Annotated in this window: 11 protein-coding genes; 6 read left to right on the plus strand and 5 right to left on the minus strand. The window is 70.1% G+C overall.

What is annotated here, in order from left to right; translation table 11 throughout:
- Window positions 1-71 precede the first annotated feature (71 nt).
- The 6 genes from JAO81_RS19085 (at window position 72) to mmsB (ending at window position 7302) form a co-directional block, all read left to right on the plus strand.
- Window positions 72-1232 (plus strand): mandelate racemase/muconate lactonizing enzyme family protein, encoded by a 1161-nt coding sequence (locus tag JAO81_RS19085; RefSeq protein WP_199549081.1) that lies wholly within the window; start codon window positions 72-74, stop codon window positions 1230-1232.
- On the plus strand, window positions 1229-2242 hold the full coding sequence (locus JAO81_RS19090) for an alcohol dehydrogenase catalytic domain-containing protein (RefSeq protein WP_307813479.1): 1014 nt from the start codon (window positions 1229-1231) through the stop codon (window positions 2240-2242). Before JAO81_RS19085 ends, JAO81_RS19090 begins: the two co-directional genes overlap by 4 nt.
- Window positions 2243-2365: 123 nt before the next feature.
- Window positions 2366-3331, plus strand: coding sequence for a U32 family peptidase (locus tag JAO81_RS19095; protein WP_199549083.1), 966 nt, complete (start codon window positions 2366-2368; stop codon window positions 3329-3331).
- Between the two features lie 55 nt (window positions 3332-3386).
- The gene (gene chvE, locus JAO81_RS19100; RefSeq protein ID WP_199549084.1) at window positions 3387-4499 is read left to right on the plus strand and encodes a multiple monosaccharide ABC transporter substrate-binding protein; all 1113 of its coding nucleotides are present in this window, start codon (window positions 3387-3389) and stop codon (window positions 4497-4499) included.
- A gap of 26 nt (window positions 4500-4525) precedes the next feature.
- The gene (gene mmsA, locus JAO81_RS19105; RefSeq protein WP_199549138.1) at window positions 4526-6067 is read left to right on the plus strand and encodes a multiple monosaccharide ABC transporter ATP-binding protein; all 1542 of its coding nucleotides are present in this window, start codon (window positions 4526-4528) and stop codon (window positions 6065-6067) included.
- Window positions 6064-7302, plus strand: coding sequence for a multiple monosaccharide ABC transporter permease (mmsB, locus tag JAO81_RS19110; RefSeq protein WP_199549085.1), 1239 nt, complete (start codon window positions 6064-6066; stop codon window positions 7300-7302). Before mmsA ends, mmsB begins: the two co-directional genes overlap by 4 nt.
- A 102-nt stretch (window positions 7303-7404) precedes the next feature.
- Here mmsB and JAO81_RS19115 read toward each other — a convergent pair whose 3' ends face one another.
- From JAO81_RS19115 to JAO81_RS19135, 5 genes are all read right to left on the minus strand, one after another.
- Entirely contained in the window at window positions 7405-8238 is an 834-nt protein-coding gene (locus JAO81_RS19115) for an SMP-30/gluconolactonase/LRE family protein (protein ID WP_199549086.1), read from the minus strand.
- Entirely contained in the window at window positions 8235-9011 is a 777-nt protein-coding gene (locus JAO81_RS19120) for an IclR family transcriptional regulator (RefSeq protein WP_199549087.1), read from the minus strand. The genes JAO81_RS19115 and JAO81_RS19120 overlap by 4 nt, the downstream gene beginning before the upstream one ends.
- Before the next feature lie 147 nt (window positions 9012-9158).
- A complete protein-coding gene (locus JAO81_RS19125) occupies window positions 9159-10409 on the minus strand; it encodes an alginate lyase family protein (RefSeq protein ID WP_199549088.1) in 1251 nt (416 codons plus the stop codon).
- 146 nt (window positions 10410-10555) lie between these two features.
- On the minus strand, window positions 10556-11866 hold the full coding sequence (locus JAO81_RS19130) for a polysaccharide lyase family 1 protein (protein WP_199549089.1): 1311 nt from the start codon (window positions 11864-11866) through the stop codon (window positions 10556-10558).
- A gap of 52 nt (window positions 11867-11918) precedes the next feature.
- Window positions 11919-12734, minus strand: coding sequence for a rhamnogalacturonan acetylesterase (locus JAO81_RS19135; protein WP_199549090.1), 816 nt, complete (start codon window positions 12732-12734; stop codon window positions 11919-11921).
- Window positions 12735-12772: the final 38 nt, after the last annotated feature.

Here is a 12772-nt window from a genome sequence, read left to right on the forward strand (position 1 = left end):
GCATCGGTTACTGTCACGCCAGCATTTCGAACGTGTGACGAAATCTCGAACAACCGGGAAGGTCAACTGCCGTGCGCATCACCGGCATCAGCACCCACGTAGTCGGCACCCCTTGGCGCAATCTCACCTATGTACAGGTGCACACCGACGAGGGCCTCACCGGCGTCGGCGAGACCCGGATGCTGGGACGCACCGACGCGCTCGTCGGATATCTGCGCGAGGCCGCGGCCAACCACATCGTCGGCTCGGACCCGTTCGCGATCGAGGACCTCGTCAAGCGCATGAAGTACGGGGACTACGGGCGGGCCGGCGAGATCGTGATGTCCGGTATCGCCGTGATCGAGATGGCCTGCTGGGACATCAAGGGCAAGGCGCTGGGCGTACCGGTGTGGCAGCTGCTCGGCGGCAAGGTCACCGACAAGGTGAAGGCGTACGCGAACGGCTGGTACACCACCGAGCGGACCCCGGAGGCGTACCACAAGGCGGCGCAGCAGGTCATGGCGCGCGGGTACAAGGCGCTCAAGATCGATCCGTTCGGCACCGGGCACTTCGAGCTCGATCATGAGCAGAGCCTGTACGCCGTCTCGTTGATCGAGGCGGTACGGGACGCGATCGGGCCCGACGCCGAGCTGATGCTGGAGATGCACGGCCGGTTCTCGCCTTCCACGGCCGTACGGCTCGCCAAGGACCTGGCTCCGTTCCAGCCGGCCTGGCTGGAGGAGCCGGTGCCGCCGGAGAACCTCAAGGCCCTGGAGAAGGTGGCCGCGAAGGTGGACATCCCGATGGCCACGGGTGAGCGGATCCACGACCGCATCGAGTTCCGCGAGCTGTTCGAGAGCCAGGCCGTGGACATCATCCAGCCGGACGTCGGCCATATCGGCGGCATCTGGGAGACCCGGAAGCTGGCCGCGACCGCCGAGACGCATTACATGCTGATCGCGCCGCACAATGTCGGCGGTCCGGTGCTGACCTCCGCCTCGCTCCAAGTCGGCTTCAGCACCCCGAACTTCAAGATCCTGGAGCACTTCAACGACTTCGCCGACGCGGAGATCAAGAAGGTGGTCAAGGGTGCGCCCGAGGTGGTCGACGGCTACTTCCACCTCAGCGACGCACCTGGTCTCGGCGTCGAGCTCGACGTCGACGCGGCCGCCGAATTCCCCCAGCAGCAGGCCCGGTTCGACCTGTGGGCCGAGGGCTGGGAGAAGCGCGATCCGGCCGGGGCCGACCGGTGACGCACGAAGCGGTCGTCCTGGAGGGGCCCGGCGCGTGGCGTCTGGAGCGGCCGGCCACCGAGGGCCCCGCAGCCGGTGAGGTGCGCTGCCGGGTGGACGCGGCCGGGATCTGCGGCAGCGACCGCGAGCTGTTCGACGGCAACCGGCCCGAGGGCTATGTCCGTTACCCCGTGACCCCCGGCCACGAGTGGGCGGGCACCGTCGAGGCCGTGGGCGCCGGAGTCGATCCGGCGCTCGTCGGACGCAAGGTGGTGGCGGAGGGCTTCCGCAACTGCCAGACGTGCGAGCGGTGCCGGACCGGCGAGACCAGCCTGTGCACGGCCGCCTACGACGAGACGGGCTTCACCCGGCCCGGGGCCTTCGCCGCGTACGTGACCGTGCCGGCCCGGCTCCTGCACCTCCTGGACGACGCGGCCGATCTGCGGGCGGCCGCCCTCCTCGAACCCGCGGCGGTGGTGGCCTCCGCGGTCATGAAGGGCGCGCCCCGCCCGGCCGAGCGGATCGCGGTGGTCGGCGGCGGAACCCTCGGGCTGCTCGCCGTACAGCTGCTCGCCGCGTACACCCCGGGCGAACTGGTCCTGATCGAACCCAGGCGGCAACGGGCCGAACAGGGGCGGCAGTTCGGAGCCACCGGACATCTGCACCCCGCCGAGGCCGAGGCACAGGCCGGCCGCTTCGACCTGGTCGTGGAGACCGCCGGCGTCGCGCGCTCGGCCGCGCTGGCGGTCGCCCTGACCCGCCGCGGCGGACGGGTCGCCCTCACCGGCATCCCCGCTCCGGGCGCGCAGGGCGTCGACCCCGTCGCGCTGGCCATGCGGCAGACCACGGTGTACGGCGTGTTCGGAGCACCGTCGGCGGCCTGGTCGTACGCCGTGCGCGCCTTCGGCTCCGGCGTCCTCGACCCGGCGCCCCTGATCACCCATGAACTGCCGCTGAGCGCCTACGACAAGGCCGTCGCCTTGGTCGGCAGCGGGGACCCGGAGGTCGGGAAGGTGCTGCTCAGGCCGTAAGGCCTGACCGGTGGACGCCCGCGCCCACCCCGTACGCCCCTCTCCCCTCCCTCCATCCCTCTCTCCACCCCTCCTCCGACCTCCGAACGTCGCCCGAGATTTCGAACAACCGAAAGGATCGCCGTGCCCCACTCCCCCGGAGAACCGGCCCTGAGCCGCCTCGGCTTCGGCGCCGCCGAGCTGCGCGAGGCCGACAGCTCGCCGTATGCCTTTCCCGACGGCGGGTGCTGGCGCACCGAGATACCCAGCGTCGAAGGGCCCGAGGCGCTCGCCGTCGTGCTCAAGGAGAGCGAACAGCTCGACGTGCCCATCCACCGCGTCAGCCAGGGCAGCGGCATCTGGATGCTCACCGACGGCGAGATCGCCGAGATGGTCGCGGCCTGCGCCGAACGTGACATCGAACTCTGCCTGTTCACCGGCCCCCGCGGCACCTGGGACGCCGGCGCCGCGACCCGCACCCCCTCCGGCGGCGCGGGCCTGCGGGCGCGCGGCCATGATCAGCTGGCCGGCTGTGTCGAAGACGCGGTACGGGCCGCCGAGTTGGGCGTGAAGTGCCTGCTCGTCGCCGACGAGGGCGTCCTTTGGCTCCTGCACCGGATGCGCGCGCAGGGCGTGCTGCCCACCGACACCACCTTCAAGGTCTCCGCGCTCGTCGGCCCGGTCAACCCTGCCTCGTACAGCGTCTGGGAGCGCCTGGGCGCCGACTCGCTCAATGTGCCGTCCGACCTCAGCCTCCAGCAGCTCACGGAGATACGGCGGGTCAGCAGCGCCCCCGTCGACCTCTATGTCGAGGCGCCCGACGACCTCGGCGGCTATGTGCGGATGTACGACGTCCCCGAGCTGATCCGCAGGGCCGCGCCGGTCTATCTCAAGTTCGGTCTCAGCAAGGCGCCCGGGATCTATCCGTACGGCGCCCATATGCGCGACACCGCGCTGGCCACCGCACGCGAGCGGGTCCGCCGCGGCCGGCTCGTCCTCGATCTGCTCGCCCGCCTCGGCGCCGACTCCGGGATGTCACCGCTCGGTTCGCGCCTGCCCGGTGCGCTGCGGCGCTTTCCCCTGCCGCAGGACCCCGAGGCACGGGACTGATCCGCCCTCCCCCCACCGACCCCGCATACGTACGCCCCGAGAGGACCCACCGCCCATGCGCAACCACCGCAGTACCCGCATCCTCACCTCCCTCACCGCACTCGCCGCGCTCACCGCCCTGTCCGCCTGCGGCCAGGACAGCGAGGGCGGCTCCAAGGAGCAGAAGTCCGGTGACGCCAAGGGCGGCACCGTCGGGATCGCCATGCCCACCAAGTCCTCCGAGCGCTGGATAGCCGACGGCAAGAACATGGAGAAGGAGCTCGAGGCCAAGGGCTACAAGACCGATCTGCAGTACGGCGACGACAAGGTCGAGAACCAGGTCGCGCAGATCGAGAACATGATCGCCAAGGGGCACAAGGCCCTGGTGATCGCGGCCATCGACGGGTCCTCGCTGACCGACGTGCTCGGCCGCGCCAAGGAAGCCGGGATCCCGGTGATCTCCTACGACCGCCTCATCCGCGGCACGGAGGCCGTCGACTACTACGCCACCTTCGACAACCACAAGGTCGGCGAGCTGCAGGCCCAGTACATCGTCGACGCCCTGAAGCTGGACGAGAAGAAGAGCGAGAAGTTCAACGTCGAGCTGTTCGCGGGCTCGCCCGACGACAACAACACCAAGTTCTTCTTCGACGGCGCGATGGAGACCCTCAAGCCCTATATGGACAAGGGCCAGTTGGTGGTCAAGTCCGGGCAGAAGGGGCTCAACCAGGTCACCACGCTGCGCTGGGACGGCGGCACCGCGCAGAAGCGGATGGACGACCTGCTCAGCAAGAACTACGGCACCGATGACGTCGACGCGGTCCTCTCCCCGTACGACGGCATCTCGATCGGCATCCTGTCCGCCCTGAAGGGCGCCGGCTACGGCAGCGGCGGCAAGGCCCTGCCGGTGGTGACCGGGCAGGACGCCGAGCTGGCCTCGATCAAGTCGATCATCGCCGGTGAGCAGACGCAGACGGTCTACAAGGACACCCGCAAGCTCGCCAAGCAGGCCGCACAGATGGCGGACGCGATGCTGACCGGGGGCAAGCCGGAGACCAACGACACCAAGTCGTATGACAACGGTGCCAAGACCGTCCCGTCGTACCTCCTCGACCCGGTCAGCATCGACAAGACGAACTACCAGACGCTGGTCGACGAGGGCTACTACACCGAGGGCCAGCTGAAGTGAGCGCGCCCGCCACCGACACGCACGAGGTGCGGGCCCCGGTCCTTGAGATGCGGGCCATCTCCAAGACCTTCCCCGGCGTCAAGGCGCTGTCCGGGGTCGACCTGAGCGTCGCACCCGGCGAGATCCACGCGGTCTGCGGCGAGAACGGCGCCGGCAAGTCGACGCTGATGAAGGTGCTCAGCGGGGTTCATCCGCACGGGAGTTACGAAGGGGAGATCCTCTTCGAGGGGCAGAGCTGCGCGTTCAAGGACATCGGGGCCAGTGAGCGGCGCGGCATCGTGATCATCCACCAGGAGCTCGCGCTCGTCCCGTATCTCTCGATCGCGGAGAACATCTTCCTCGGCAACGAGCACGCGAGCCGCGGCATCATCTCCTGGAGCGAGACGCTGCGGCACGCCTCGGCGCTGCTCAAGCGGGTGGGTCTCGGGGCCGAGAAGCCGCAGACCCGGATCGCCGATCTCGGCGTCGGCAAACAGCAGTTGGTGGAGATCGCGAAGGCGCTCTCCAAGCAGGTCAAGCTGCTGATCCTGGACGAGCCGACAGCGGCCCTGAACGACGAGGACAGCCGGGCGCTGCTCGATCTGATCCTGGAGTTCAAGGCGCAGGGGATCGCCTGCATCCTCATCTCGCACAAGCTGAACGAGGTGCGCAGGGTCGCCGACCGGGTCACGATCCTGCGCGACGGCCGCACCATCGAGACGCTCGACGCCGTCGAGGCGAGCGAGGACCGGATCATCCGCGGGATGGTCGGCCGCGATCTCGACCACCGCTTCCCCGAGCGCACCGCGTACGAGGGCCCGCACTCGGTGGCGCTCGCCGTCGAGGACTGGACGGTGCGCCACCCGATCGACCATGAGCGCAAGGTGGTCGACTCGGCCTCGCTCGAGGTGCGGCGCGGGGAGATCGTCGGGATCGCGGGGCTGATGGGCGCGGGCCGCACCGAGCTCGCGATGAGCGTGTTCGGCCGCTCCTACGGGGTGTACGACGGGGGTCGTGTCCTGGTCGACGGCCGGGAGGTCTCCACCCGTACGGTCCCGGACGCCATCAAGCAGGGACTCGCGTACGTCACCGAGGACCGCAAGACCTACGGCCTCAACCTGATCGACGACATCAACCGCAACATCTCACTGGCCTCGCTGCCGAAACTGGCCCGGCGCGGAGTGGTCGACGAGCACGCGGAACGGCGGGTCGCCGAATCCTTCCGCACCTCGCTCAAGATCAAGGCGCCCACGGTGTACGAGACGGTGGGCCGGCTCAGCGGCGGCAACCAGCAGAAGGTCGTGCTCGGCAAGTGGATCCACGCCGACCCCGAGGTGCTGATCCTCGACGAGCCGACCCGTGGCATCGACGTCGGCGCCAAGTACGAGATCTACACGGTCATCGACCAGCTCGCGGCGCGCGGCAAGGCGGTGCTATTCATCTCCTCCGAACTCCCCGAACTGCTCGGCATGTGCGACCGCGTCTACACCATGGCCGCCGGCCGGGTCACCGGTGAGGTGGCGCGGGCCGAGGCCACCCAGGAAGTCCTCATGCGCCAGATGACCCAGCACGCAAGGAACGAGTCATGAGCCCCGTCACCACCGACCAACCCCCCACACCGAGCGCCCCGTCGAAGGACCGCTCCGGCGCACAGCTGACCGGTGCGCTGATGGCGGCGATGCGCGGCAACATGCGTCAGTACGGGATGCTGATCGCGCTCGGCCTGATCGTCGTCCTGTTCCAGATATGGACCGACGGCACGCTGCTCATGCCGCGCAACGTGTCCAACATCGTCCAGCAGAACAGCTACATCCTGATCCTCGCGATCGGCATGATGATCGTCATCATCGCCGGCCACATCGATCTCTCGGTGGGCTCCCTTGCCGCGTTCGTCGGTGCGATCGCCGCGGTCCTCATGGTCGAGCAGGGCTGGTCCTGGCCGCTCGCGCTGGCCGCCTCGCTCGTGATCGGGGCGATCGCCGGTGCGTGGCAGGGCTTTTGGATCGCGTACGTCGGGATCCCGTCCTTCATCGTCACGCTCGCCGGAATGCTGCTGTTCCGGGGCGCCACGCAGATCGTCCTGGAGGGGCAGTCCATCGCCCCGTTCCCCAAGGGCTTCCAGAACATCAGCCAGGGCTTTCTGCCCGAGGTCGGTCCTGACACGAACTACCACAACCTGACGCTGTTCATCGGCGCCGCGGTCGCCGTTGTGGTGCTCTGGCAGCAGTGGCGTGACCGGCGCCGCCAGCTCGCGTACGAACTGGAAGTGCTTCCGCTGAAGCTGTGGGTCGCCAAGTGCGCGGCGATCGCGGCCGCGGTGATGGTGTTCACGATGCTGCTCGCCAGCTACCGGGGCGTCCCGATCGTGCTGCTCATCATGTCCGGGCTGCTCATCGCGCTGGGCTTCGTGATGCGCAACGCGGTGGTCGGGCGGCATGTGTACGCGCTCGGCGGCAACAAGGCCGCGGCCAAGCTGTCCGGCGTCAAGGACAAGCGCGTGACCTTCCTGGTCTTCGTGAACATGGGTGTGCTCGCCGCCCTGGCCGGCTGTGTGTACGCGGCCCGGCTCAACGCGGGCACCCCGCAGGCCGGTATCAACTTCGAACTGGAGGCGATCGCGGCCGCGTTCATCGGCGGTGCGTCGATGTCCGGCGGCGTGGGTACGGTACTCGGGGCGATCATCGGCGGTCTGGTGCTCGGCGTGCTCAACAACGGCATGTCGCTCGTGGGCATCGGCACCGACTACCAGCAGGTGATCAAGGGGCTCGTGCTGCTCGCGGCGGTCGGGTTCGACGTGTGGAACAAGCGGCGGGCGGGTGCCTGACAGCCTTGCTCGCCGAAGCGCGCACGGGGCCCGCGGGCCGGGCGGCCGGGCGCCCCCCCGCCCCATGGGTCCCGGGGCGCTTCGACTCCCGCGTCCTCGGGCTCAGCCCGCGAAGGGCGCCTGGGGCAGACCGAGGCCCGCGTCCCGTACGACGAACAGGGAGCCCGCGAGCGGGTGCGGATCGCCCACCGCCGCCGTCGTGATGTAGAGGTCGGTGAGCCCGGGGCCGCCGAACGCGCAGGCCGTGGGCCGCCCGACGGGCAGCTCGACCACGCGGTCCAGGGTCCCGTCCGGCGCATGGCGAAGGACCGCGCCGCCGTCCCACAGCGCCACCCAGACGTACCCCTCGGCGTCCACGCACAGGCCGTCGGGGAAGCCCGTGTCGATCCGGGCGAAGGGGCGGCGGTCCGTGGCCCGGATGCCGTCCATCGTGAAGACGTCGATACGGCCCGTCGGCGAATCGGCGTAGTACATCAGCGAGCCGTCCGGGCTCCACCCCGTGCCATTGCTCACGGCCACGTCGTCGAGCACCGTCGTCGCGGTGCCGTCGGCGGCGATACGGGTGAGGGTGCCGCCGCCGGGCTTCTCGTCGTAGCGCATCGTGCCGTACCAGAGCGCACCGTCCGGCGCGACGGCCGCGTCGTTGCCGCGCCGGCCGGGGACCGGGTCGCGGTGCAGCCAGCGGAAGGCCCCGTCGGCCTCGTAAAGCCCCACGCCGTCACGGAGGTTGACCACCGTGCCGCCACCGGCGCGCGGTTTCGCGGCGCCCACGTGCTGCTCGGTGAGCTGTACGGTGCGGCGCCCCGAGACCGGGTCGAAGCCATGGATACGGGAGTTGAGGATGTCGACCCACAGGAGCCGCTGACCGGCCGGGTCCCAGGTCGGTCCCTCCCCCAGCCGGGCCCCGGCGCGCAGGGCGACCTCCACGCGCGTCACCGGCGTCCCCGTCCGAACCCGAGCCGCTCGGAGAGCTCCTGGGCGCCCTTGGCCGCGAGCTCCGTCAGCTCCTCCTGGCGCTCGTCGCTCCACCGGATCATCGGTACGGAGATGCTGAGCGCGGCCACGACCTGGCCCGCCGCGTTGCGTACCGGGGCGGCGACGCAGGAGACATCCGGGTTCGACTCCCGTTCCTCCACGGCGATCTGCTGCTCGCGGATGCCCGCGAGATGCCGCAGCAGGGCATCCGGCTCGGTGATGCTCCGGTCGGTCAGCGCGGCGAGGGGCTCGGCGCTCTCGACACGGGACCGCAGGTCCTGCTCCGGCAGCGTCGCGAGCAGCATCTTGCCGACGGCCGTGCAGTGCGCGGGAAGCCGGCGGCCCGCGGCGGACACCATCCGTACCGCGTGGGTGGAGTCGACCTTGGCGACATAGATGACATCGGTGCCTTCGAGGATCGCCACATGGACGGTCTCGTCGCAGGTCTCGGCCACCTTGCGGGCCACCTCGCGGCCCTCGGCGGCGAGATCGAGCCGCTCGCCGTAGGTGCTGCCGAGTTGGTACGTGCGCACACCGAGGCGGTAGCGGCCCGTCTGACCGGGTACGGAGTCCAGGTACCTGCGGGCTGTCAGAGTCGCCACCAGTTCGTGCACAGTGGTACGCGGAAGCCCCAGCTTGCGGGTGATCTCGGGGGCGGAGAGGGTGTCGTCCGGCCCGAGGAACAGCTCGAGAATGTCCATGGCCCGGGTCACAGCCGGCACGAGGCGTCCCATACGTCTCCCCTTCCCTCGCCCCCTCCGGTGGTTGTCCGGGATTTCGGGCGGCTTTCGAAACTCCGGACAAGCCTAGCGGCGGAACGAGGGTCTGAGAAGAGCGGGGCGGCGGCCTGGACGGGCAGGTCAAATACCGCCGCCTCGCGGCTACTTGGCGTACAGGAGCGTCCCGAACCCCAGCTGGTCGAAGCCGCCGCTGTTCGGCCCGTAGTCCCCGCCGCCGCCCTCGGCCCGGCCCTTCTCGGCGATCGCGGTGATGTACGGGACGGACAGGCGCCGCCTGCGCGCGTAGTGGAAGTGGAGCAGGTCCCAGACCGGGCGGGCCTGGCCGCGGGCGACGTCCGAGATCACGGTGTGCTCGCGGTGGGCGCAGTTCCGGCCGGTGCCCCAGGTGTACTCGGTGAACGGCACGTCCTGGCCGAGGTTGTACTTGGCCACGTACTGGGCGGCCTTCATGAAGCGGTTGTCGTCGTACCCGTAGAGGTCGTCGCCCTGGTTCCAGGCCATCTCGCAGAGCGCGCCGAGCTGGCCCATGCCCATCATGGTGTGGCCCTGGTCGCGGCCGGACTCCTGCCACTGCGCGAGCCCTTCGTCCTCGTACACGAAGGGGATGGCCTTGGCGAACGCGCCGTTGCCCTCGCCGGTCTTCAGATACGTGAGGGCCTGGTCGTAGAGGGCCTCGTCGTCGCAGAAGATGCCGATCGCCATGAGCGAGGCGAGGGTGCACAGGTCCCAGTTCGCCCAGTAGTTGGTGATGCAGGCGTCGTTGTGACCGGACAGGAACTGCTGGTTGAGGGGGAGGAAGGCGGTCTTGAGCATGTTCTGGAAGCGGGCGAGCTCGAAGCCGGGGTAGTCGCGGACCAGCTCCGCCGCGTTGGCGAACTGCCAGCCGTAGAGGCCGGCGGCGAGGAAGCGGTCCGCATTGCCGGTGACCGTGGTGAGCGTCGCGGACCAGGCGTTGAGGATGTCGCGGGCGCGGTCGCCGTGCTCGCGCGAGCCGGCGATCTTCCAGCGCAGGGCGTTCTGGTAGGCGGCGTGGATGTCGCGGTAGAGCTGCACGTAGTTCTGGCCGGTGCCGCCGCGCACGACGGTGGCGACCGGGCGCGGGGTCCAGGTGGACTGGGCGTGCGGGTTGGCGGTCAGGCGCTGCCAGCCGGTCAGCCACGGGTCGGCGCCGGCGGCGACCTTGACCTTGGCGCGGTTGAGCTCGCCGTGGGCGTTCATGAGGCCGGGGTGCGAGAAGGTGCGGGCCTTCGGGGTGGGCGCCGCACCGGCGCGCGGTCCGCCGCCGAGGACCCCCGCGGGACCGGCCGCGGCTCCGGCGGCGGTGGGGCCCCCGGCGGTGCGCCGCAGGGTGCGGCGGGGGGGGGCGCCTCTGTGGGAGTTGTGGCGAGGCATGAAACGTCCTGTTTGTGGGGGGATGGGGGCGTGGGGGATGTACGGGATGGACCGGACGGATCCGCACCCCCGCGCGTCCCAGCGCGAGGGCACGGATCCGTCCGGCCACCTGGGGGTTGCCGCCACCCCACGGAAGGTTGCCGGGGTCAGCAGACCTTTCCGGCGCCCGCCTTCGCGGCCAGCTTCCCGGCCAGCGAGCGCGGATCGTCGACCTTGGTGCGCAGCGTGGGCGTCCAGCCGGCGCCGGACTGCAGCTGCTCGGCGGGGATCTCCGCGTTGTGCACGGCGATCAGGTCCGTCGCCCGCCCGTTGACGTAGTTGCCCTCGGCCGTCAGCGGGGCCTCCTTCCACTTCTTGAGGATGAGGCCCGCGCCCACGCCCGCCGGCAGCGAGAAGGAGTTCTTCTCCGCATGGATCCGCGACTCCATACCGACGCCGAAGCTGTACCCGTACTTCTGGCCGGGCTTGACCTCGAAGTGGTTGTTGTAGATGTCGACCTGGCCGAAGCGGACGCGGGGCGCGCGCTCGACGACGTTCGTGAAGCGGTTGTGGTGCAGCGTGACCTTCAGCTTGCCCGCGTCGGTGGCGGCCGCGCTGTCGCTGTTGCCGATCATCAGCGTCTTGTCGTGGTCCTCGAAGGAGTTCCAGGAGGCGGTGACGTGGTTGGCGCCGCGCACGATGTCCAGGAGGCCGTCGTGCTGCTGGTAGGTCTGCCCGTAGTACGAGGGCAGTGAGCTGTCGGGGTAGCGGCCGTCGGTGAAGGTGTTGTGGTCGACCCAGACATGGGTGGAGTTGTAGACCACGAAGGCGTCGTACTCGGAGTTCCAGGCGCCGGTCGCACCGTCGGTGGGGTCCCACTGCGGGAAGCAGTCGAGGGGGCTCTCCACGGTGAGATTGCGGACGATGACGTTGTCCACGTCCTTGATCTGGAGACTGGCGCCGACGATCCCGGCGTCGCGGCCCACGCCGATGATCGTGGTGTTGGACGGGACGAAGGCCTTGATGGCCTTGTCCTGAGCGGCGGCCGACGCGGCGCGCAGCTCCTCCTGGGGACCGCTGACCGGGGTGTCGAGGCCCCAGACCGCGGGGTCGTAGTCGGCGAGGTACTTCTCGAAGTCGTAGCCCTCGGCCTCGAAGGCCTCGCAGCCGCTCGCGGTGGCGTTCAGGGTGCCGCGCACCTTGATGATCCTCGGAGCCGTGCCTTCGTGGGAGAGAGCGGTACGGAACTCCTCCCAGGTGTCGACGGTGTACACGTGCTCGCGGGCGGCCTTGGACCCACCGGTGGTACCGGCACCTTCGGAGCCCCAGCCGTCACCGGCGGGGAGGGTCGCGCGGGCGGGGTCCGGGCTCTTGGGGTGCGCCTGAGCGGGGGCGGCTCCGGTGAGGCCGAGGGTCACGGCGGTGGCGGCCGCCAGGAGGGCGGTACGTCTGGCGGTACGTCTGGCTGTACGGGACATGACGGGCAGCTCCTTGTCAGTTCACGGGTGCGGGCTCGCGGGGAGTGGAGCGTCAGTTCGCGGGCACGGTCGGCCAGGTGATCCACGAGGTGGGGATCTCGTCGTCCAGGCGGCGCAGTTCGCGGGCGGCCAGGACGCGGGTGCGCAGCAGTTCGCCGGCGACCATGCGGGCCACCTCGACGGCGCCGAGCGGGCTGAAGTGGGTGTTGTCCTGCTTCTCGGGCGTCCAGTTGAAGTACGCCTTGGCCGGCTCGGCGCCGAGCTTGTCCCACAGCTCGATGGACAGCGCCTGGATGTCGAGGAGCGGGACGCGCTGCTCGGTGGCGAGCGCCGTCATCGCCGCCGGGTACTCGCCGTGCGACGGCGCCGCGTGGCCCGCGGCGTCGAACTTGCGCCGCTCCACGGAGGTCGCGAACACCGGCCGCGCGCCGGCCGCGCGCGCACCGTCCACGTAGCGGCGCAGATAGTCCTGGTACGTCGACCACGGCTCCGTGTAGCGGACGGGATCGGCGGCCTTGGAGTCGTTGTGGCCGAACTGGATGAGGAGCAGGTCGCCGGGAGCGATCGCCTCGAGGATCGCGTCGAGGCGGCCCTCGTCGAAGAAGCTCTTCGAACTGCGGCCGTTCGTCGCATGGTTGGCGACGGTGAGCCCCCGGCCGAGGAAGAAGGGCAGCGCCATGCCCCATCCGGTCTCGGGTGCGGCGTCGGTGTACTTCTGGGCGGCTGTGGAGTCACCGGCGATGTAGAGGGTGCGGTGCCGGCGGCCCTTGGCGGCCCCGGAGGCGGCGGAGGCCGCACCGGCCCCGGTGGCCACGGTGGCCGCCGCGAGGACGGTGGCCGCGACGAGCTGTCTACGGGTCAGGGACATGTCCTGGTGCCTCGCTTTCGCAGAAGGGATACGAGAGG

This window comes from Streptomyces sp. N35, assembly GCF_016464295.1.
In the GTDB taxonomy this organism is placed as follows: Bacteria; Actinomycetota; Actinomycetes; order Streptomycetales; family Streptomycetaceae; genus Streptomyces.